Source organism: Mameliella sp. LZ-28, from assembly GCF_012274245.1.
Taxonomy (GTDB): domain Bacteria; phylum Pseudomonadota; class Alphaproteobacteria; order Rhodobacterales; family Rhodobacteraceae; genus Antarctobacter; species Antarctobacter albus.
The window spans coordinates 369,424-390,471 of sequence record NZ_JAANYX010000034.1; the positions used below are offsets into that span (position 1 = coordinate 369,424).

Consider the following 21,048-nt stretch of genomic DNA (forward strand, 5'->3'; position numbering starts at 1 on the left):
CTGAAGACTTTCAAAAACTCCTTTTTCGAGGCGCTTAAGTCGCGAAAGCCGCCTTGCCCAAGTGTCGGAGTTCGCCCCCGATTGGCAACAGCACCAGGAGGCCCGCACATGAAGACCACCACTCGCGCCGTCGTCATCGGCGGCGGCATCGCCGGATGTTCGACGCTTTACCACCTGACGCAGGAGGGGTGGACCGATGTCATGCTGCTGGAACGGGACGAGCTGACCTCTGGTACGACCTGGCATTCCGCGGCGCAGGTGACGAATTTCGGCATGACCCAGACGATGGTCGGCCTGAAAAGCCATTCCATCGCGCTCTACAAGGAATTGTCCGAGGACCCGGAGTATCCGATCACCTACCACCACGCCGACGGTGGCATCCGGCTCGCTAACACCGGGGCGCAGATGGACGGCTATCGCCATTTCGCCAGCATGGCACGGGGCATGGGGGTGCATTTCGAGATCATCGACGCCCAGGAGTGCGCCCGCCGCCACCCGTTGATTTCCACCGACAACCTTGTCGGCGGGCTTTGGGATCCGCTGGACGGCGACATCGACCCGGCGCAATTGTGCCAGGCCCTGGCACGGCGGGCCCGAAAAGCCGGGGCAGAGGTGCATCGCAACACGCCTGTCACCGCCCTGCGCCAGTTGCCGGACGACAGCTGGATCGTCACCACGCCCCGGGGCGAGATCCACACCGAGGTCGTCGTCAACGCCTGCGGCTACCGCGTGAACGAGGTCGGGGCGATGATGGGTGTGCACCACCCGGTCATGTCGATGGAACACCAGTACTTCGTGACCGAGGAAATCCCCGCGATCCGGGACGCGGGTCACCGGATGCCACTGCTTCGCTGCCCGATCTCGGACTACTATTGCCGACAGGACAAGACCGGGCTGCTGATCGGTTTCTACGAACAGGACTGTCGCACCTGGGGCATGGACGGGATCGACCCGAACTTTACCAACGCGCTCTGCCCCGACGATCTGGACCGTATCATGGACGTGCTGGAGGGCGCCTTTGCCCGGATGCCAGCCCTGCGCGACGCGGGCATCCATACCATCGTGAACGGTCCGATCACCTATACCATCGACGGCGCGCCGCTGGTTGGGCCGATCCCGGGCAAGCGCAACGCCTTTTGCATCATCGGGTTGCGCGCGGGCCTGGGAGAAGGCGGCGGGCACGGTTGGCTGCTGGCCCAGCAGATCGTGCATGGCGAGGCAATCTACGACACCTGGGCGCTGGACCCGCGCCGCTATGGCCCGCACACCAATGTCGAGCTGACCGCCCGCATGGCCGTGCAGGAATACCAGAACGAGTTCCGCTTTCACTTTCCCAACGAACACCGCCCGGCGGGCCGCATGGCCCGCACCACCCCCCTGACCCCGATCCTTAGGGCCGAGGGTGCACATTTTGCGCCGGTCAACGGATGGGAACGGGCCGAGGTCTTTGCCCCGGACCTGCAGGTCACGCCCAGCTTCCGGTTTGACGAAACCCACGCGACGGTTGCCGAAGAGGTCCAGGCCGTCCACACCCGCTTGGGACTGGCAGAGATCAACGGGTTCAACCGCATCGAGATCACGGGCCGCGACAGGCATGCGTTTCTCGACCGGCTCTGTTGTGGTCGCGTCCCCCGGCAGGCGGGCCGCGTCGGGCTGGGTTACCTGCTCAACGATCATGGCTGCATCAAGGCAGAGGCGACCTTCGCCAACCTGCCCGCCTCCGACCGGGGCACGGACCGTGTCTGGTACGGCTCTGCCGCGGCCTCGGAACGGCACGATCATGACTGGCTGGCCGGGCACATGCGCCCGGGCGAGGACGTGCAATTGCACAGCCTGACGCAGGACATGACCATCCTCGTGCTCGCCGGCCCCGGCGCCCGCGCGATCCTGTCCGAGGTCGCGCGCGGCGACTGGTCCGCCAGCGGCTTTCCCTGGCTGTCCGCGCGCGAATGCTTCATCGGCTACGCCCCGGCCACCGTTCTGTCGGTCAGTTTCTCTGGCGAACTGGCCTATGAGGTCCACGTACCCAACGCCTCGCTTATGGCCGCCTATTCCGCCCTGCAAGAGGCCGGCACCGCGCAAGGGATGCGCCTGTTCGGCAGTCACGCGATCGAGTCCATGCGGCTGGAGAAGAGCTTTCTGCACTGGAAATCGGACCTGCTGACAGAGTACGACCCCTACGAGACCGGGTTGGGACGCTTCGTCTCGACCACCAAGGCATTTGTCGGGAAAGAGGCGCTGATGCGACGCCGGGCGAAGGGTCCGGCAAGGTGCCTTGTCACCCTGCGGCACGAGGCGACAGACCGTGTGGCCCAGCCCGGCGCCTCGATGATGCGGGACGGCAAGGTTGTCGGCACCGTCACCTCCGGCGCCTACGGGCACCGCACGGGGATGAACCTGGCGCTGGGTTTCGTCGTGCCCGACCTTGCCGCGCCGGGCAGCCGGGTGGAGCTGGACCTGTTGGGGGACCTGATCCCGGCAGACGTCATCCCGCCTAGCCCCTTTGATCCGGGCATGACGCGCCCGCGTACATGACCCCGTGCCTTGACCTTCCCCCAAGGGGAAGCCCTATCTGGTCAGGCGACCCCGAGCTGGGCCAGAAGAAAGGACGACAAGAACCATGCCGATCACCCCCCTCCACCGCCGCGGCCTGCTGATGGGCGCCCTTGCGGTCACCGCCCTTCCCGGCATGCTGCGGGCTGCTGCACCGGAGATCCACGTGCTCAAGGACCGCAATTGCGGCTGCTGCAGTTCCTGGGTCAAGATCCTGCGCCAAGAAGGATTTGCGGTCACAACCGAGGACACCCACAACGCGGCGCTGATCCGCTACAAGATGGACAACGGCATCCCGCCCAAGATGGCCTCGTGCCACACCGCGCGGATCGAGGGCTACCTGATCGAGGGTCACGTCCCCGCCGCGGACATCCGCCGCCTGCTGGAGGAACGCCCCGAGGCGCGCGGCCTCGCCGTGCCGGGCATGCCCTACGGCTCTCCCGGCATGGGGCCGGAGGATGAGCGCGAGGCCTACGACGTCCACCTGATCCTGCGCGATGGGACGACGCGCGTGTTCACCCACTACGACGCCGCCTGACGGCTCTGGCAAACGCGCCCCGGGCCTCCCCCGGGGCCACTCCCCTTGCCCGCGAGGCGCTTTCGTCGCACAACTTGCGGGCAGTCCTGCCCCTTCACGCAGGCGCAGACAGGAGGAGACCCCATGCCGAAATTCGCCCTTGGCAAGACCGATCTCGAAGTCACCGAGCTTTGCTTTGGTGGCTCCGCCCTGGGCGACATGCCCGACACATATGGCTATTCGGTGGATGAGGACCGCGCGCGTGCCACGGTCGAGGCGATCTTTGACGGGCCGGTGAATTTTCTCGACACCTCGCGCAACTACGGGTTCGGCCGGTCCGAGGAACGGATCGGTGCCGTGATCAAGGACCGTGGCGGCCTGCCCGAAGGTTTTGTCCTGTCGACCAAGCTGGACCGCGAGATGGAGACCGGGCGCTTCGACGCGGCCCGCGTGCGCCAGTCGCTGGAGGAAAGCCTGGCGGCGCTGAACCTCGACAGCATCCCGCTCCTGCACCTGCATGACCCGGAACATGCCCGCGACCTGGGCGAGATCACCGGCGATGGCGGCGCGCTGGACGAGTTGTTCAAGCTCAGGGAAGAGGGGCTGGCACAGGCCGTCGGACTGGCGGCGGGCAGGCTGGATGTGATGGAGCCGATCCTGCGCGCCTATCCATTCGACGCGCTCATCTCGCACAACCGGTTCACCCTGTTGAACCGCTCGGCGGATGCGATGTTCGACTATGCCTATGACAACGACATTGCCGTGTTGAACGCCGCGCCTTTTGCCAGCGGCGTGCTGGCCAAGGGCAGCGCCGCCATGCCGCGCATCACCTACCAGCAGGCCGACGATGCCGCCCTGGCCCCGGTGCGCGCCATCGAGGAGGTCTGCGCCCGCCACGGCGTGCCGACCGGCCCGGCGGCGCTGCAGTTCTCGCTGCGCGATCCGCGCATCACCTCGACCGTGGTCGGCGTGTCGAAACCCGAACGCGTGCAACAGACGCTTGACTGGGCAGCAATGAAACTGCCGGAGACGCTCTGGGACGAGCTGTCGAAACTGCCCTTCTCGGACGAAGACCCCGAGGCCAACCGCGATTACAAACCGGGCTGAGGGCAACACGCGCGCAGGGCGGGGCTTGCCCCGCCGTCCCGGGTCACGCTTCCCTGGCCCAGTCTTCCCAGTCGTTGCCGTGCCAGATCACCTCGCCGTCCCAGGCAAAGGGGATCTGGTGCACCACCACGTCCTCGCCCCGCATCAGCACAACGCGGTAGGACGGTTCCAGCGGCCCCATGCCGGAAAGCTTCGAGGGCGACAGGTTCGGGATCACCTGGTGCACTGTCGAGGCCACGCCGGAAAAAGGAATGCCTGCCAGCGTGCCCGACAGCGGTTCGTGCACATGACCAAAGAAAATGTGCACGATCTTGTCACGATGGGCCTTCAAGAGCGGCCTCAGCCCCGCCTGGTCACGGTCGTTCAGGGACAGCATGTCCGAGGACGGATCGCCCAGGTGCAACGGGTTGTGGTGAAAGAACAGGAACGCGCGGGCACAGCCCTCCAGCTGCGCCCGCAGCCAGTCCAGGCGCACCTCGCAGAAATGGCCCGCATGGCTCTGCGGCTGGACTGTGTCGCAATAAATTAACCGCCCCTCGGGCAGGTCCTCGGCATGGTTGATGAACCCGGCCGCGTCGCGTGGATGTTCTGGGAATTGCTCCAGGAAGGCAGTCCTGTCGTCATGGTTGCCCACCATCAGGCGCACCGGGATCGGCAGCACGCGCAGTGCCTGTTTCAGCGCCGCATAGGCCTCGGGGTCTGCCCAATGGGCCAGGTCGCCGGTGATGACCAGCCGCACCGCGTCCGAATGATGCTCGGCGATATGACCAAAGGCGCGGGCAAGGCGTTCGTGCGGGTCGATCCCCTCGATCAGCATGCCCGGCACGCCCAGGTGAATATCCGACATGTGGATGAATTTCATGACACAGCCCCCGTCCGAATCGCCACGACCCTATGACAGCCGGATCACAGGATCACGACATCCGGACCAGGGCTTGCGGTTCAGGTGCGCAGGGGCCAAAGACACCGGTAAATTGACAAGCGGCGCAGGGGCGGCAACTCTGCCACCAGCCAAAAACCGACAGGGGTAATTCCGATGAAACTCATGACTTTCACCGCGCTCGCCTGCGGCCTCGCGGGCGCCGCGCTGGCCCAGGACACTTGTGCCACCGGCAAGACCCTGACCGACGGCATGCTGACCATCGCCACCGGCAATCCCGCCTATTACCCTTGGGTCCTGGATGACGCCCCCGAAAGCGGCAAGGGATTCGAGGCCGCAGTGGCCTATGCCCTGGCCGGGGAAATGGGATTCGCCGCCGACCAGGTCACCTGGGTGCGCACATCCTTCGACCAGTCGATCCAGCCCGGCGCCAAGAATTTCGACATCAACATGCAGCAGTTCTCGATCACCGAAGAGCGTGAGAAGGTCGTCGATTTCTCCGCCCCCTACTACAGTTCCGCGATGGCGGTCCTGACCACGCAATCCGTGGTCGATGGCGGCGCGCAGCCCACCGTGGCCAGCCTGAAAACCCTGCTCTGGGGGGCTGATGCCAACACCACCGCCGTGCCAATGCTGATGGACCTGATCGGCCCGGACAAGCAGCCGATGCTCTACGGCGACAACGTCGACGTGACCGCGGCCATGCAGGCGGGCCAGATCGACGCCGCGCTTTTTGACCTGCCGACGGCGCTGTACCTCTCGGCCGTGGTGGTCGAAAACGGCACCATCCTGGGCCAGTTCCCGCCCGAGCGCAGCGACAATCCCGACCAGTTCGGCCTGCTGATGGAAGAAGGCAGCCCGCTCAAGACCTGCGTGAACGAGGCCCTGGCCGCGCTGAAGGATAGCGGCAAGCTGGCCGCGATCGAGGCCGAGTGGCTGCAGGACGCCACCGGCGTTCCGGTCATCGAGTAATTGCGGAACGCGCCCCCGCTTCTTTGGTTTTCCAAGTACCTCGGGGGAGGCCCGAAGGGCCGGGGGCAGAGCCCCCCGCCCCGCCCCCCCCATGCCTGACGGACAGTTAATGCCCACCCGCAGACAGATCTTCGAGACCCGCCAGCGCCGACGCGCCAACCTGATCGCCGCCGGCTCGACCCTGGCGGTTGTCCTGGCCATTGTCGTGTTTGTTCCGATGGCTCCCGGCTGGGACCGGGTCCAACGCAGCTTTTTCAACGGCGAGGTCTTTACCAAGACCTTTCCGGGCCTGCTCGAGGCCTTCCTCCTGGACATCGCGATCTTTGCCTGGTGCGCCCCTCTGATCGCGGCGCTGGGACTGGCGGTGGCCATCGCGCGTGACCTGCGTACGCCCGCGCTCTACCCGGTGAAACTGGCGGCGATCCTCTACACGGATATCTTTCGCGGCCTGCCGGTGATCCTGGTCATCTACCTGATCGGCTTCGGCATTCCGGGACTGGGCCTGCCGCGCCCGTGGAATTCGCCCTATATCTGGGGGTCGCTGGCGCTGATCCTCGTCTATTCCGCCTATGTCGCCGAGGTGGTCCGGTCGGGCATCGAATCGATCCACGAAAGCCAGCGCGCGGCGGCGCTGTCGCTGGGCCTGTCGCCGTCTGATGCGATGCGCTTCGTGATCCTGCCGCAGGCGATCCGACGCGTGGTGCCCGCCAATATGAACCTCTTCATCGCGCTGCAAAAGGACGTGGCCCTGCTCAGCTTCATCGGCCCGGTCGAGATTTTCCGCCAGGCCGGTGTCTACAAGTCGCTGCTGGCCAATTTCACGCCCTATGTCGGCGCCGCGCTGATCTTTCTGGCGATCACCATCCCCGCGACCCGCTACGCCGACCACCTCATGAACCGCCAGCGCAAGGCCCGCAGCTGATGCCGACACTTTCCCTGAAAAACGTCCGCAAGAGCTTTGGCGGCAACGAGGTCCTGCGCGGCATCGACCTGGACATCACCACTGGCCAGATGATCTGCCTCATCGGCGCATCCGGGTCCGGTAAATCCACGCTGCTGCGCTGCCTGAACCTGCTGGAACCGATCGACGACGGCACCATCACGCTGGACGGGACGGACATCTCCGAGCCCGGCTTCAACCCGCAGCCGGTGCGCCAGCGCATCGGCATGGTCTTCCAGAGCTACAACCTGTTCCCGCACATGACGGCGATGGACAACGCCATGCTGGCGCCGCGCCGCATCCACGGTCACAACCGGGCCGCACTGGAACCGCGTATCGCCGAGCTGTTCACCCGTTTTGGCCTGGGCGACCGGATGCAGCACTATCCCGACCAGTTGTCCGGCGGACAGCAACAGCGGGTCGCCATCGTGCGGGCGCTGGCGATGCGCCCCGAAATCATGCTGTTCGACGAGATCACATCGGCACTGGACCCCGAGCTGGTGGGCGAGGTTCTGGATGTTCTTAGGCAACTGCGGGCCGAAGGCATGACGATGGTCCTGGCCACGCATGAGATGGGTTTTGCGCGTGAACTTGCGGACACGGTCTGCTTTCTCGACCAGGGCCGCATCCTCGAATCCGGGCCGCCCTCGCAGGTCTTTGGCGCACCGCAAGAGACCCGCACGCGGGCCTTCCTGTCCCGCGTATTGTAGCCACCGGGCGCCCCACCCCCGCCTAGCCCCTCTCAAATACCGGAATTTGCCCGACTTTTTGCAGGGTCGGGTTTTCCTTCGTTGACGCAACGGCCCCTTCTGAACAAACTGAAATCATCTTGATGACAAACCTTTTTTCGAAGGATGGATACCGTGCGTACCGCCGCTGCAATGGCCACACTGATCACCTCGCTGGGACTGGCGGCCTTTTTGCCCGTTCAAACCCGGGCGCAGGAGTTCGTCGGTTTCGACCGGACGAGCTTTGGCAGTGTCGTTCTGCGCCGAAACCAGACGGCAGGCGGCGGCAGCGACATCAACCTCGAACTTGCCATCGGCGACTACAACAACGAGCCGATCCTGAACTATTCCCCCAACAGCGTCTTTTCCAAGATGGGGCTGGCCGTGGGCCGTCTGGACATCCTCACCGATACCGGCGTCTACCCCTGCACCGCCTTCATCGTCGACGACAAGCATATCCTGACCAATCATCACTGCGTGCCCGGCATCCTCGACAATGAACGGGCCGGTGCCACGCGGATCGACTCGATCCTTTTCGTGGCCGGCTATCGCCAGCCTGGCGTCGACGAAGGAACCCGCCGCTATACGGTCGTGCCGACGCCGGTCGAGTCCTCCAAGGATCTCGATTACGCAGTGCTCGAGGTGATCGGCGATCCCTCGGCCGATTTCGGCACGCTGGACCTGGCCGCCGTCACCCCGCAGGACAACGATCCCTACTGGGTCATCGGCCACCCGATGGGAGAAGCCCAGCGCATCAGCCGCGAGAAGTGCCGCGCCAATGCGCCCGCCCTGTCGAACCGCCAGTTGCTGCACACCTGCGACACGCTGCCGGGCAACTCCGGCTCGCCAGTGATCGACGCCTCTCTGCAAAAGGTCGTCGGCCTGCATCATGCCGGGTCGAACCGCGACGCGGTCAACTATGCCATCCCGATGGCAGATATCCTGGCCCAGTCCTCTGTGCTCAAGGCCGCCGTCGTGCCCGGCGCCCCGGATCCCGTCACGCCGCCGCCGGCCCCGGCGCCCGGCGACGAAGGTAGCGGCCGGCCGCTGCCGCCGGAAGAGCTCGCCCCGGAACTGGCGCTGTGCGACGCGCTCTATGCCGAGGCCAAGGAATTCGACGAATGCTTTGCCTACGAGGCCTACCTGCAGGTCTGCGGCGACCACGGCTATTCGATCCTGGCCAAGTCCTATGTCGCGCGTCAGTGCACCATTGCCGAGACTCCCGAAGAGCCGGTTCCCCCGGTGGTCGATACCCGCCCCGAAGAACCGCTGCTGTGGTGGTGCACCTCGCCCAACCTCAACACGACCGAGCGCACGATCTGCGGTGACCGCTACCTTGCCGGCCTCGACGAGGAAATGGAGCGCGCCTACAAGAACCCCGCGCGCCCGGTGAGTGCATCCGACCAGCAGAGTTGGCGCATAAACACCCGCGACCGCTGCGGCGCAGACACGGATTGCATCTCGCGCGTGGTGATCGACCGTATCACCATTCTCAAGACGCCGGAAAAGGTGGTGACGCCGCCGCCCAGCCGCACCTTCCCGATGTATGTCACCGGGACCGATCACCTGAACGTCCGTTCCGGGCCGGGCACGCAATACGGCGTCGTCAACCGGATCGACTTTGGCGACAAGGTGACCGTGCTGAACCAGAACGGCGGCTGGAACAACGTGCGCCTGTCGAACGGCCAGGACGGCTGGGTCTCCAACCGCTACCTGGCTTCGGACAAGCCGCGACAGCGCCCGGTGACGCAATGTACCGCCACCGTGGTGAACCTGAACCACTACAACAGTCACACCCGCAACAACGGGAGCGGCTTCCTGAACATCCGGACGCAAGCCAGTACCCGCGGCCGGATCATCTCCGAGACATATCTCGGCGACACCCTCAGGGTGCTGAACCAGAGCGGCAACTGGGCCCAGGTCCGCTGCCTCTCGGGACAGTGCCAGAACCCCCACCGGGGCAGAGGCGGAGTGACCGGCTGGGCCTCGAAGAAATACCTCTCGATCCGGTGCCAATAATTCGAATTCCACCCCAATCCCTCTTTGAACAGGAGAAGATGTTATGCAACCCAACGACCTGATGAAGGTGAGCGTCATCGCCCTGACGACCGCTTTCGGCCTGCCCGCACTGGCGCAGGACCAGACCAAGCTGGTCGACCCGGAGGAGCTGGATTACCAGTTGCCCGCCGATGCGACCGCCCAGGAAAAGGCAGCATACGCGGTTCTGGACAAGTACTGCGCCGACTGCCACCAGCAAGGCGCGCTCGGCGACGGGCTGACCACGCCGAAGGCGGGTTTCGGCCACGTCCTCGACCTGCGCCGCCTGTCCCATGACCCCAAGTTCGTGGCCGTGGGCGAACCGTCCAAGTCCAAGCTGTACCAGGTCATCACCGGCGGCGCGCCGGCGATGCCGGACAACTGCTGGGACCCCAGCTGCGTGCCGAACGAGGCAGAGCTGCAGCAACTGCAGGACTGGATCGTCGCTCTGGGTGACACCGCGCCCGAGCCGCGCACCTACATCTCGCTTGCGGACATGTACGCGATGGCCCATGCCGACATGCAGAGCCTGCCGACCAACCGTCGTGACCGCGTCCGCTATATTTCGATGCGGCCGATGTGGAACGACCCGGACGTCACCGACGAGAACTACACCGCCTACCTGGCCGCGACGGTCAAGCTGCTGAACGCGCTGAGCTGGAACCCCAACGTCTACAAGTTCGAAAAGGTCGACGAGCACGGCATCCTGCTGCGAGTCTTCCTGCCCGATCTCGACTGGACGCATGAAACCTGGGGCTACATGGAAGCGCAGTACCCCTACGGCATGGAAAGCGACACCGACCCCTACCTGGGCTCGCTGCAGCACCTGGCCGGGACCAAGATCCCGGTCATCCGCGCCGACTGGTTCGCCGCGACCGCTTCGGTTTCGCCCATGTACTATGACATGCTGGGCCTGCCCGACACGGTGCATGGGCTGGAAAAGCTGCTGAACATCGACATGAAGAAGAACATCCTGAACGAGCAGGTCATCCGCGCCGGCTTTCAGGACTCGGGCGTGTCGACGCACAACCGCCTGATCGAACGTCACCCGATGGGCACCGGCTTTTTCTGGACCTCCTATGACTTTGCCGGGTCGGCCAAGCGTCAGAGCTTCTTCGAGTTCCCGCTGGGTCCGACAGAGGCCTACGGCCCCGATCTTGCCTTCCTCCACGATGGCGGCGAGTCGATATTCACCCTGCCCAACGGCTTCCACGCCTATTACCTCAACACCGCCGAAGGCGATCGTCTGAACGTCGGCCCGACCTCGATCGTGCGCGACACCGACTATCCCGACGGCACCGGCGAGGTGGTCAACGGCATCTCGTGCATCTCGTGCCACTCCAAGGGCATGCGGTTCAACGACGACACCGTGCGTGACGTCGCCCTGAACAACCTGTCCCTGTCGGCCTCGGCGCGTCAGACCATCGACGCGATCTATCCCGGCAAGGATGTTGTGAACGAGTACTTCCAGCGCGACATGGAAGCCTTCCTGGACACCCTGGCCAGCGCAGGCATCGAACCCGACACCAAGGCCGCAGGCCTGGAGCCGGTGCGCGGCCTCTTCGTCTACCACGTCGATTACTTCATCGACTTCGACCAGGCGGCCAACGAGCTTGGCCTGACCTCGGACGCGCTGCGCAGCCGGATGGCCTTTGCCGGGCACGAGATGGCCAGCCTGCTGACCCGTCTCGACACCTCGCCGATTGCGCGCGACGAATGGACCGCGGCCTACCCGGTCCTGCTTGAAAAACTGACGGACTACTACCCGTACAAGACCGACCATGTCGTGACGGCGGACCTGTCCTACTCGGTCAAGCAGGTGGTCAAGGACACCGACTACGAGCCGCCGGCCAAGAAGGTGAAAGTGATCAAGGACGATGGCTATGTGGACACCAAGGTCGTCAAGAAAGACGCCGACTATACGCCCACGGACAAGGACTATGTCGTGACCGGCAAGGAACCGATCAAGACGCATGACGACGCCAAGAAGTACGGCGACGACTATGATCCGGTCCAGCATTCGGCCGCGGCCCAGAGCCACCTGACCGTCTACACCGACAAGCCCACGTACAAGGTCGGTGACGAACTGCGGGTCTTCATCGAACCGCGCCACGACTGCCGCCTGACGCTGATCTCGATCGACGACGATCACGACAGCTGCGTGCTGTACCCCTTCCCGGGCCTCGATGACATCGTCATCCCGGGCGGCACCCAGTACGTCTTCCCGCCGAAGGGCGCTCTGCGCACCTCCGAACCGGGGCTGGAGACAATCCTGGCGATCTGCAACGGCGGCGACGCGGCCATCAAGAAGGCGACCCGCGATACCTCCAAGGTGTCCTGCGCAGCCGGTCACAAGACCGTCTCCAAGGATCACTACGAGGGCATCGTCAAGGAAACCCTCATTCTTGACCTCGACGCAGACGCCAAGGACAAGAAGCACACCGCAAGCGGCGTAGACTACCGCGCCGTGTCCAAGCACAACCCCGACGTGACCAAGGCCCAGATCTCGGTCGTGGTCCGCGATTACTGAGGAGACGAGAGCGATGCGAAAGCTTTTCCTTGGCGTCGCTCTCTGCCTTGGCCTGCCCCCTGCGGCAGGCCTTGCGCAGAGTGGCGAAATCTTCATCCCGGGCGACGATCCCCTGGTAGATATCAAACCGCAGCCGAAAAGCGCGATGGCCAATTGCCTGCTAAACCCCGACGCAGCGACCTGCGCCGGTGTGGATATCGACCCGGACGGGATCGCGCTGGAAAGCGCGGGACCGGGGGTGGAGTATGAAACGCTGGTGCTGGACCTGGACAACAACAAGGTCACTGTCAGCAAGGCCCCCCCTCCGCCCACACCGACCTACACCGACACGGCGAAACCCAAGCCCCAGGAGCCCGTGACGGCGCGCTACGACGAGCCGAAACCTTTGAACTACGACGCTCCTGAACCGCCCAAGACGGGCAAGGTCGTGATCCCTTCAGTCGCTATCACGATCGAATTCGATTATGACAGCGACAAGGTCCGGCAGGACCAGAGCGGCAAGATCAACACGCTGATCGCCGCACTGAACGATCCCGCGCTGCAGGGCACCTCTTATGCGGTCGTGGGCCACACCGATGCCGTTGGCTCGGCAGGCTACAACTGCGATCTCAGCCTGCGCCGCGCGGCCTCGGTGACGCGTATCCTGGAAGGGGCCTATGTGGGCGTGCCGCTCTACCCGGTCGGCTGGGGGGAATATGTCCTCAAGAACGAGGCCTACCCCGACGCGCCGGAAAACCGCCGCGTGACCTTCATGCGCCTGCCCAACACGCCCGGCGCCGTCCTGCAGACCGCAACCACGGTCTGCCAGTACTGACACCGCGGGCCCCGCCCGTCACCGGGCGGGGCCTATGTCCTAAACCGTTCTCCTGTCCCAGGTGGGCCGCAAATAGCACGGTTTGACACTTGCCTGACCCGGAATGGCACAGCTACCTTGTCATGGGCGCGCCGCCTCTGGGCATTACCTTCCGGGCAAGGACAGAATTTCGAATGGACTCCAATCACGACACGGGCGGGCCGCAGCGGGCCCCGCTGGCCAATTTCCTCACCTATCGCTTTGCCAGGGTGCAGTCCAAGCTCAACGCGCAGGCCTCGCGCATCCTGCGGGAACACTCGGGCGTGACCATCACCCAATGGCGCATCATCGCCGTGATCGGCGACGGAGGGCCCTGCACCTCGGCGCAGTTGTCGCGGATGACCGCGATGGACAAGGGTCTGATCAGCCGCAACGTCAAGTCTCTGAGCGCCGAGGGCTACCTGAGCGTGACCCGCGACCAGACAGACAACCGCGCGCTGTACCTCGACCTGACGGAGAAGGGGCGCGAGGTCTTTGAGCGGACGATGCCCAGGATGCAGGCCCGCCAGAAGGCCCTGCGCGCCTACCTGGACAAAAGCCAGATCGATCTGCTGATGCAGACCTTCGACACGCTGGAAAAGGCCGCCGAGGACCCGAACGTCTGAACAAGCCTAGAGGGTCACCCGGCAACAGCCCCGCCGGGCACTGTCGGCGATGGCGTGGATCACACGTTCGAACACCAAGGCGTCCTGCATCGACGGATAGGCCTGCCCACCGTCGCGGATGGCCGTTAGCAGGTCCGCCGCCTCGATGGTCTTGAGGTCGCCAAAGCCCAATTGATGCCCAGGCGCTGGCACAAAGGCGCCAAAGGGCGGATGTTCCGGGCCGGACAGGATCGTGCGGAATCCCTGTTCCGCCTTGGGCCCCTCGTTCAGGTAGACCTGCAATTCGTTCATCCGCTCCTGTGCAAACCAGATCATCCCCCTGGTGCCGTGGATCTCCCAATCGAGCTTGTTCTTGCGGCCCCAGGCCGACCGAGAACTGGAGATCGACCCATGCGCGCCATTGGCAAATCGCAAGAGGGCCGTCGCCGTATCCTCGTTCTCGACCGCGCCCCGACCCGATCCGTCGGGCAAGGGGCGCGTGTCGTGGATGATCTGCGTGTCGGCGACAAGGCTCTCGATCGGTCCGGCAAGGCCGATCACCATCGACACCAGGTGACAGCCCAGGTCGCCCAGCGTGCCAAGGCCCGCGTCCTGCAGCCGCGCACGCCAGGTCCAGGGCAGATCGGGGTCAGCCTGGTAGTCTTCGTCCACCCAGCCGCGCACATGCACGACACGGCCGATGCGCCCCTCCTCGATCAGCTTTTTCGCGTGCAGAAAGGCCGGGTTCCGGATGTAGTTGTAGCCTACCATCGTGACGGTCCTGGCCTCATGCGCCGCCTGCGCCATCTCTTCGGCCTCGGCCAGGGTCAGCGCCATCGGCTTTTCGCACCAGACATGTTTGCCCGCCCTGAGCGCGGTACAGGCCATTTCGTGATGCAGGTTGTTCGGCGTGGTGATCGAAACCACGTCGACCGCCGGATCGGTGACAAGCGCGCGCCAATCCCCTGTCGCGCGGGCAAAGCCGAACTGGTCCGCCATCTCTGCGGCTCGGTCCTGGGGCGTATCGCAGAGCATCTCCAGCCGCACTTCGGGCAGGTCGCGCCCGAGAACCGCCCGCGCGGCGCCCCAGGCCAATGCATGGGTCTTGCCCATGAAGCCCGTCCCGATCAGCCCGATCCCCAATCCTGCCATGCTGCCCTCCCGTTTTGCACCTCAGCCCTAGCCGCGTGACGCGATTCTTCCCAGAGAGATTGCAACCGGGGGATTGGATTTCTTTCAAAAACCCTCATGATGCGCGCGCACAATTCATCAATCGTCAGGACATGACATGGCCAAACGTCCGACCATCACCGATCTGGCCCGCGAGGCGGGGGTCAGCGTCGCCACCGTTGACCGCGTGCTGAACGGGCGGGCCAAGGTGCGCGAGGAGACCGCTCGCCGCGTCTACGAGGCCGCCCAACGCATCGGTTACCATGCCGCCGCGCTGATCGGGCAGCGGATGTTCGCGGACCTGCCGGAGGTGCGATTCGGCTTTGTCTTTCCCAAGGCGCGGCAGCCGTTCTGGCAGGACGTCGCGCGCGAGATGGAGGCGGCTGTGGCGCGGGCGCCGGGCATTCGCGGGTCGTTCGCGGTCGAATTCGCGCCCTCGCAAAGCCCCGGCGACATCGCGGGCTTGCTGACCGGCCTGGCCGACCGCTGCGATGCGCTGGCGGCCTCGGCGGTCAACCACGTCCAGATCACCGATACCGTTGCCCAGTTGCAGGTGCAGGGGGTGCCCTGTTTCGCCATGCTCAACGATTTCGCGCAGGGCGTGCGGCAAGGCTATATCGGGTTGAACAACATGAAGGCGGGACGCATCGCTGCCCACATGATGTTCCGCACCGTGGGCAGCCCGGGCAAGCTGGCGGTCTTCGTCGGCGGCTACCGCTGGCACGGGCACGAGCTGCGAGAAACGGGTTTCCGAAGCTATTTCAGGGAGTTCGCGCCAGATTTCCGCATCCTCGACACGATGGTGAACCTGGAGACGCGGCAACTGACCTATGAAACCACGCTGGAACTGTTGCAACGGCATCCGGATCTCAAGGGGCTGTACTGTTCGGGCGGCGGCATGGAGGGCGCGATTGCCGCCCTGCGCGAGGCGCGGGCGCCCGGCCAGGTGACGCTGATCCTGCACGAGCTGATCCCGGAATCGCGCGCCGCGCTGGCCGATCGTTATGCGGAGATGTCGATTGCCACGCCGCTGGAACAGCTCTGCACCGACACGGTGGCGCTGATGGTCGCCGCCGTTCAGCAGCAGGAAAGCCCCACCCCCGGACAGCATTTCCTACGCCCCGATCTGTACCTGCCCGAGTCGGTTTGACGATGTCGGCGCGGCCATCCGGCCATGTACGTTTTGTACAAAACGTACGGCGTTTTCTGCATTTTGTACAAAACCCTCAAACCGCCGGACTCACCCGTCAGAATGCCCCGCCCCAGGTCGCAAGGACGCGTCGGACATACCGGTGCCTCCGGATCAAAACGGTCCAACACGACCTCGCCTGATACGCTTCATCTCATTTGGCAGAAAACCCTCTCGAAATACCTCTCATCTCCCCTCATGAATGAGAGGATTCGGATTGCGGGGAATTGACCGCGGGCCCCTCTCGGCTCAGGTTTGCGCCAACATGCGCCGCGCTGAGGAGAGCGGCGCGGATGTTTCGACGATCCGGAAAGGCAGATAGGCATGGGCAAGACCCTGGATGTGATCACCATTGGCCGGTCCTCGGTGGACCTCTATGGCGCGCAGATCGGCGGGCGGCTCGAAGATATGGCGAGCTTCAACAAGTATATCGGCGGCTCGCCCACCAATATCGCCGCCGGGACCGCGCGGCTGGGCCTGAAATCGGCACTGATCACCCGCGTGGGCGATGAACACATGGGCCGGTTCATCACCGAGGAGCTGCGCAAGGAGGGCGTCGACACGCGCGGCGTCGTCACCGATCCCGAACGCCTGACCGCGCTGGTGCTGCTGGGCATCCGCGACCAGGAACAGTTCCCGCTGATCTTCTACCGCGACAACTGCGCCGACATGGCGCTGTGCGAGGATGACATCGACGAGGGGTTCATCACGCAGGCGCGGGCGGTCGTCGCCACGGGCACGCACCTGTCACATCCGCGCACCGAAGCGGCGGTGCTCAAGGCGCTGAACATCGCGCGCGGGAACGGAATGCAGACGGCGCTGGACATCGACTATCGCCCGAACCTCTGGGGGCTGTCCGGGCACGGTGACGGCGAAAACCGCTTTATCGCTTCGGATGCGGTCACGGCCAAGCTGCAAAGCACGCTGCATCTGTTCGACCTGATCGTCGGCACCGAGGAAGAGTTCCATATCGCCGGCGGCACCACGGACACCATCCAGGCGCTGCGCAATGTCCGCAAGGTCTCGGGCGCGACGCTGGTCTGCAAGCGCGGCCCGATGGGCGCCGTCGCCTTTACCGGAGAGATCGCGGATACCCTGGACGAGGGCCAGAGCGGCCCGGGCTTTCCCATCGAGGTCTTCAACGTGCTGGGCGCCGGTGACGGTTTCATGTCCGGCCTGCTGAAAGGCTGGCTGACCGACCGGGACTGGCCCACCGCACTGACCTATGCCAACGCCTGCGGCGCCTTCGCCGTCTCGCGCCACGGCTGCACCCCCGCCTATCCCTCCTGGGCCGAGCTGGAGTTTTTCCTGCAGCGCGGGGTCAAGGAAAAGGCCCTGCGCAAGGACGCCGAGCTGGAACAGGTGCATTGGGCCACAAACCGCAAGGGCGACTGGTCGACCATGCGGGTCTTTGCCTTTGACCACCGGATGCAGATGGAAACGCTGGACGGCGCCACGCCCGAGAAGATCGGCCAGTTCAAGGCGCTTTGCCTGGAGGCCTGCGCGCAGGTGGCGGACGGGCGGCCCGGCTACGGCCTGCTGGTTGACAGCCGCCTGGGGCGCGATGCGCTTTACAAGGCTGCCGGAACGGGTCTGTGGATCGGGCGCCCGGTGGAATGGCCCGGATCGCGCCCGCTGACGCTGGAACCCGAGATCGGACCGGACTTCGGCGGGCTGAACGAATGGCCGCTGGACCACGTCGTCAAGGTGCTGTGTTTTTACCACCCCGACGACACGCCCGAGATGCGTGCCGACCACGAGGCGACCGTGACCCGCCTGTTTCATGCCGCGCGGCGCAACCGGCTGGAATTCCTGCTGGAGGTGATCCCGTCGAAGGCCGGGCCGGTCGATGACGACACCACCGCAAAGGTGATCCGGCGGTTCTACGAACTGGGCGTCTATCCCGACTGGTGGAAGCTGGAACCGATGACCTCGGACGCGGCATGGCAAAAAACCGTGCATGCAATCGAGGAGAACGATCCCAACACCCGTGGTATCGTGGTGTTGGGCCTGGGGGCCGGAGAGGCTGCGCTGCAGGAAAGTTTCGAGGTCGCGGCGCGTTTCCCGCTGGTCAAGGGCTTTGCCGTGGGCCGCACGATCTTTGCCGATGCGGCGCAGGCCTGGATGACCGGCGCCATGAGCGACGCGGACGCGGTGGCGCAGATGACGGACAATTTCGCACGCCTCTGCGGCCACTGGGATGCCGCACGCGGGGAGGACTAAGACATGACGACGATCCGACTGACCGCCGCGCAGGCGATGGTGCGCTATCTTTCGGCGCAGATGACCGAGGATGGCGAGAGGTTCCTGGCCGGGTGCTGGGGCATTTTCGGCCACGGCAATGTCGCCGGGCTGGGCGAGGCGCTGTACCAGGCGCAGGAAGAACTGCCCACCTTTCGCGGCCACAACGAACAGACGATGGCCCATAGCGCGATTGCCTTTGCCAAGCAGAGCGGGCGGCAACGGGCGATGATGGTCACATCGTCGATCGGGCCGGGGGCGACCAACATGGTCACCGCCGCCGCGCTGGCGCATGTGAACCGCCTGCCGGTGCTGCTGGTGCCGGGCGACGTCTTTGCCAACCGTGGCCCGGACCCGGTGCTGCAACAGGTCGAGGATTTCGAGGATGGCACCGTGTCGGCCAACGACTGTTTCCGCCCGGTCTCGCGTTATTTCGACCGGATCACCCGGCCCGAACAGCTGCTGACCGCCCTGCCCCGCGCGATGGCCACGATGACGGACCCGGCGCAATGCGGGCCGGTCACGCTGGCCTTTTGCCAGGACGTGCAGGCCGAGGCCCATGACTATCCAACCAGCTTCTTCGAGCCGCGCGTCTGGTATCGCCGCCGCATCCGCCCCGATCACCACGAATTGCACCGGGTGGTGGAAAAGATCCGTGCGGCCAAGCGCCCTGTGATCGTCGCCGGGGGCGGTGTGCATTACGCCGATGCTTGCGGCGACCTGCAAGGCTTTGCCGAGGCGCATAACATCCCCGTGGTCGAGACGCAGGCGGGCAAGTCGGCGCTGGCCTGGGATCATCCGCTGAACCTTGGCCCCGTGGGCGTCACGGGGGCCACGTCGGCCAATGCCATCTGCGCCGAGGCGGATCTTGTGCTGGGCGTGGGCACCCGGTTCCAGGATTTCACCACCGGCTCGTGGACGGTGTTCAAGAACCCGGCGGCCACTCTGGTGAGCCTGAACGTCAACGCCTATGACGCGGTGAAACACGGCGCGCTGCCCCTGCAGTCGGACGCGAAGACCGGGTTGACGGAACTGGCGCTGGAGCTGACCTCCTACCGGGCCGAGGATGTCCCGGCGGAGCTCAAACAGGACTGGTTTGCCGCCGTCGATCCGCTGACGGATGCGCCCGCCGATGGGAACGAATTGCCCACGGACCAGCAAGTGATCGGTGCGGTCCAGCGCGCCAGCGGGCCGGACACGGTGGTGATGTGCGCCGCCGGCACCATGCCGGGCGAATTGCACAAGCTGTGGAAGGCCCCGCGCCCCGGCGCATATCACATGGAATACGGATTTTCCTGCATGGGCTACGAGATCGCCGGCGCGATGGGGATCAAGATGGCCCAGCCCGGGCGCGACGTGGTCTGCATGCTGGGCGACGGCAGCTACATGATGGCCAACTCCGAGCTGGCAACGGCGGTGGCGATGGGGATCAAGATCACCCTGGTCGTCACCGACAACCGCGGCTTTGGCTGCATCAACCGGCTGCAGATGGGCACCGGCGGGGCCGAGTTCAACAACCTTTTCGACCACTCCAGCGTGGCGCAGAGCAACATAGATTTCGCCGCCCATGCCGCCAGCATGGGGGCGGCGGCGGTCCATGTGCAGACCATCGCCGAACTGGAAGAGGCGCTGAAACGCGCCGCAGACGCCACCGGCCCCTTTGTCGTGGTGATCGACACCGACCCCTACCCCAGCACGCCGCATGGCGGACACTGGTGGGACGTGGCCGTCCCCGAGGTCTCGACGCGCGAGGAAGTGACCGAGGCCCGCAAGGGCTATGAGGCGCAGCTCAAGGAACGCATCTGACATGGGCCGTGACATCCGCCCCCTAGGAAAGGCATGCCAATGATCCGCTACGGCACCAACCCCATCGCCTGGGCCAATGACGACGACCAGACGCTTGGCGCCCATATCCCGACCGACCAGATCCTCTCCGAGGCGGCCGAGATCGGGTTCGCCGGGATCGAGGGCGGGCACCGCTGGCCCGCCGATCCGCAGGCGCTCAAGGAGCTGCTGGGCCGTCACGGGCTGGTGCTGCCCTCGGCCTGGTACTCGCTCGAACTGTGCGCGCGCTCCGTCGAAGAGGAAAAACAGGCGATCCAGCCGCATCTGGACATGCTGAAGGTGAACGGCTGTTCGGTCTGTATCGCCGCCGAATGTTCCAACACCGTGCATGGCTCGCAGGTAACGCCGGTGTCGCAACGCCCGCGGCTGTCAGCCGAGGAAATGGCCGTCTATGGCGCCAGGCTGGAAGAGATCGCGCAGTTCACCGCCGAGCAGGGCCTGACGCTGGTCTATCACCACCACATGGGCACCATCGTCGAGAGCCCTGAGGACATCGACGCACTGATGGCCGCCACCGGCCCGGCCACGCATCTGCTGTTCGACACCGGGCATTGCTATTTCGGCGGCGGCGACCCGGCCGAAGTGTTGGCCCGCCACGCCCCCCGCGTGCGCCATTTCCACGCCAAGAACGTCCGTGACGACATCATGAACCAGGTCCGGGGCGAAGACCTGACCTTTCTCGAAGGTGTCCGCAGGGGCGTCTTTACCGTGCCCGGCGATGCCGAGGGCGCGATCGACTTTGCCCCCTGCCTGCAGATCCTGGCCGACACGGGCTACGAGGGCTGGCTGGTGATCGAGGCCGAACAGGACCCCGAGGAGCGCGACCCGGTGAAATACCAGACCCTTGGCCTGACCACGCTGCGGGACACCGCCCGCGCCACCGGGCTGGACAGGGGGTAGGC

The 21,048-nt window shown here is 65.2% G+C and carries 16 protein-coding genes; 14 read left to right on the plus strand and 2 right to left on the minus strand.

All coding sequences use genetic code 11. The features are described 5' to 3' along the window. Positions 1-108 precede the first annotated feature (108 nt). From G9Q80_RS21960 to G9Q80_RS21970, 3 genes are all read left to right on the plus strand, one after another. Entirely contained in the window at positions 109-2,535 is a 2,427-nt protein-coding gene (locus G9Q80_RS21960; protein ID WP_088715137.1) for an FAD-dependent oxidoreductase, read from the plus strand. A gap of 85 nt (positions 2,536-2,620) precedes the next feature. Continuing rightward, positions 2,621-3,091, plus strand: coding sequence for a DUF411 domain-containing protein (locus G9Q80_RS21965; protein WP_043135924.1), 471 nt, complete (start codon positions 2,621-2,623; stop codon positions 3,089-3,091). A 123-nt stretch (positions 3,092-3,214) separates the two neighbouring features. After that, positions 3,215-4,177: an aldo/keto reductase gene (locus G9Q80_RS21970; RefSeq protein ID WP_088715136.1), complete on the plus strand. Its 963-nt coding sequence runs from the start codon at positions 3,215-3,217 to the stop codon at positions 4,175-4,177. Positions 4,178-4,220: 43 nt separating this feature from the next. Here the strand turns inward: G9Q80_RS21970 and G9Q80_RS21975 are convergent, their stop codons facing one another. Next, positions 4,221-5,039, minus strand: coding sequence for a metallophosphoesterase (locus tag G9Q80_RS21975; protein WP_088715135.1), 819 nt, complete (start codon positions 5,037-5,039; stop codon positions 4,221-4,223). A gap of 174 nt (positions 5,040-5,213) precedes the next feature. On the opposite strand from G9Q80_RS21975, the gene G9Q80_RS21980 reads away from it, so the two are divergent. The 7 genes from G9Q80_RS21980 (at position 5,214) to G9Q80_RS22010 (ending at position 13,722) form a co-directional block, all read left to right on the plus strand. Next, entirely contained in the window at positions 5,214-6,029 is an 816-nt protein-coding gene (locus G9Q80_RS21980) for an ABC transporter substrate-binding protein (RefSeq protein ID WP_088715134.1), read from the plus strand. 109 nt (positions 6,030-6,138) lie between these two features. Beyond that, positions 6,139-6,951, plus strand: a complete 813-nt coding sequence (locus tag G9Q80_RS21985) for an amino acid ABC transporter permease (RefSeq protein ID WP_088715133.1) — start codon at positions 6,139-6,141, stop codon at positions 6,949-6,951. Continuing rightward, positions 6,951-7,679: an amino acid ABC transporter ATP-binding protein gene (locus tag G9Q80_RS21990; protein ID WP_088715132.1), complete on the plus strand. Its 729-nt coding sequence runs from the start codon at positions 6,951-6,953 to the stop codon at positions 7,677-7,679. Before G9Q80_RS21985 ends, G9Q80_RS21990 begins: the two co-directional genes overlap by 1 nt. Before the next feature lie 171 nt (positions 7,680-7,850). Further along, positions 7,851-9,716 carry an SH3 domain-containing protein gene (locus G9Q80_RS21995; RefSeq protein ID WP_168246578.1) on the plus strand — a complete coding sequence of 622 codons (1,866 nt, stop codon included), beginning with the start codon at positions 7,851-7,853 and terminating at the stop codon, positions 9,714-9,716. Positions 9,717-9,759: 43 nt separating this feature from the next. Then, positions 9,760-12,264, plus strand: a complete 2,505-nt coding sequence (locus G9Q80_RS22000) for a DUF4384 domain-containing protein (protein WP_069209321.1) — start codon at positions 9,760-9,762, stop codon at positions 12,262-12,264. Between the two features lie 13 nt (positions 12,265-12,277). Next, positions 12,278-13,078 carry an OmpA family protein gene (locus G9Q80_RS22005; protein WP_069209322.1) on the plus strand — a complete coding sequence of 267 codons (801 nt, stop codon included), beginning with the start codon at positions 12,278-12,280 and terminating at the stop codon, positions 13,076-13,078. Positions 13,079-13,251: 173 nt separating this feature from the next. Beyond that, positions 13,252-13,722 (plus strand): MarR family winged helix-turn-helix transcriptional regulator, encoded by a 471-nt coding sequence (locus tag G9Q80_RS22010; RefSeq protein ID WP_157903827.1) that lies wholly within the window; start codon positions 13,252-13,254, stop codon positions 13,720-13,722. A 6-nt stretch (positions 13,723-13,728) separates the two neighbouring features. Here G9Q80_RS22010 and G9Q80_RS22015 read toward each other — a convergent pair whose 3' ends face one another. Then, entirely contained in the window at positions 13,729-14,853 is a 1,125-nt protein-coding gene (locus G9Q80_RS22015; protein WP_088715129.1) for a Gfo/Idh/MocA family protein, read from the minus strand. A gap of 136 nt (positions 14,854-14,989) precedes the next feature. Here G9Q80_RS22015 and G9Q80_RS22020 point away from each other — a divergent pair, with 136 nt between their 5' ends. The 4 genes from G9Q80_RS22020 to iolE all read left to right on the plus strand — a co-directional run bounded on the left by G9Q80_RS22020 (position 14,990) and on the right by iolE (position 21,046). Further along, positions 14,990-16,021, plus strand: coding sequence for a LacI family DNA-binding transcriptional regulator (locus G9Q80_RS22020; RefSeq protein WP_088715128.1), 1,032 nt, complete (start codon positions 14,990-14,992; stop codon positions 16,019-16,021). A gap of 363 nt (positions 16,022-16,384) precedes the next feature. Then, complete coding sequence (locus tag G9Q80_RS22025; protein WP_088715127.1) at positions 16,385-18,283, plus strand: bifunctional 5-dehydro-2-deoxygluconokinase/5-dehydro-2-deoxyphosphogluconate aldolase; 1,899 nt, start codon at positions 16,385-16,387, stop codon at positions 18,281-18,283. Positions 18,284-18,286: 3 nt separating this feature from the next. Then, positions 18,287-20,107: a 3D-(3,5/4)-trihydroxycyclohexane-1,2-dione acylhydrolase (decyclizing) gene (gene iolD, locus G9Q80_RS22030; protein WP_088715126.1), complete on the plus strand. Its 1,821-nt coding sequence runs from the start codon at positions 18,287-18,289 to the stop codon at positions 20,105-20,107. Positions 20,108-20,146: 39 nt separating this feature from the next. Continuing rightward, the gene (iolE, locus tag G9Q80_RS22035) at positions 20,147-21,046 is read left to right on the plus strand and encodes a myo-inosose-2 dehydratase (RefSeq protein WP_088715125.1); all 900 of its coding nucleotides are present in this window, start codon (positions 20,147-20,149) and stop codon (positions 21,044-21,046) included. The last annotated feature ends 2 nt before the right edge of the window (positions 21,047-21,048 follow it).

Excerpts from the sequence above, each read along its gene's own strand:
- G9Q80_RS21960 (WP_088715137.1), top strand. The coding sequence starts at position 109 with ATGAAGACCACCACTCGCGCCGTCGTCATCGGCGGCGGCATCGCCGGA.
- G9Q80_RS21965 (WP_043135924.1), top strand. The coding sequence starts at position 2,621 with ATGCCGATCACCCCCCTCCACCGCCGCGGCCTGCTGATGGGCGCCCTT.
- G9Q80_RS21970 (WP_088715136.1), top strand. The coding sequence starts at position 3,215 with ATGCCGAAATTCGCCCTTGGCAAGACCGATCTCGAAGTCACCGAGCTT.
- G9Q80_RS21975 (WP_088715135.1), bottom strand. The coding sequence starts at position 5,039 with ATGAAATTCATCCACATGTCGGATATTCACCTGGGCGTGCCGGGCATG.
- G9Q80_RS21980 (WP_088715134.1), top strand. The coding sequence starts at position 5,214 with ATGAAACTCATGACTTTCACCGCGCTCGCCTGCGGCCTCGCGGGCGCC.
- G9Q80_RS21985 (WP_088715133.1), top strand. The coding sequence starts at position 6,139 with ATGCCCACCCGCAGACAGATCTTCGAGACCCGCCAGCGCCGACGCGCC.
- G9Q80_RS21990 (WP_088715132.1), top strand. The coding sequence starts at position 6,951 with ATGCCGACACTTTCCCTGAAAAACGTCCGCAAGAGCTTTGGCGGCAAC.
- G9Q80_RS21995 (WP_168246578.1), top strand. The coding sequence starts at position 7,851 with ATGGCCACACTGATCACCTCGCTGGGACTGGCGGCCTTTTTGCCCGTT.
- G9Q80_RS22000 (WP_069209321.1), top strand. The coding sequence starts at position 9,760 with ATGCAACCCAACGACCTGATGAAGGTGAGCGTCATCGCCCTGACGACC.
- G9Q80_RS22005 (WP_069209322.1), top strand. The coding sequence starts at position 12,278 with ATGCGAAAGCTTTTCCTTGGCGTCGCTCTCTGCCTTGGCCTGCCCCCT.
- G9Q80_RS22010 (WP_157903827.1), top strand. The coding sequence starts at position 13,252 with ATGGACTCCAATCACGACACGGGCGGGCCGCAGCGGGCCCCGCTGGCC.
- G9Q80_RS22015 (WP_088715129.1), bottom strand. The coding sequence starts at position 14,853 with ATGGCAGGATTGGGGATCGGGCTGATCGGGACGGGCTTCATGGGCAAG.
- G9Q80_RS22020 (WP_088715128.1), top strand. The coding sequence starts at position 14,990 with ATGGCCAAACGTCCGACCATCACCGATCTGGCCCGCGAGGCGGGGGTC.
- G9Q80_RS22025 (WP_088715127.1), top strand. The coding sequence starts at position 16,385 with ATGGGCAAGACCCTGGATGTGATCACCATTGGCCGGTCCTCGGTGGAC.
- iolD (WP_088715126.1), top strand. The coding sequence starts at position 18,287 with ATGACGACGATCCGACTGACCGCCGCGCAGGCGATGGTGCGCTATCTT.
- iolE (WP_088715125.1), top strand. The coding sequence starts at position 20,147 with ATGATCCGCTACGGCACCAACCCCATCGCCTGGGCCAATGACGACGAC.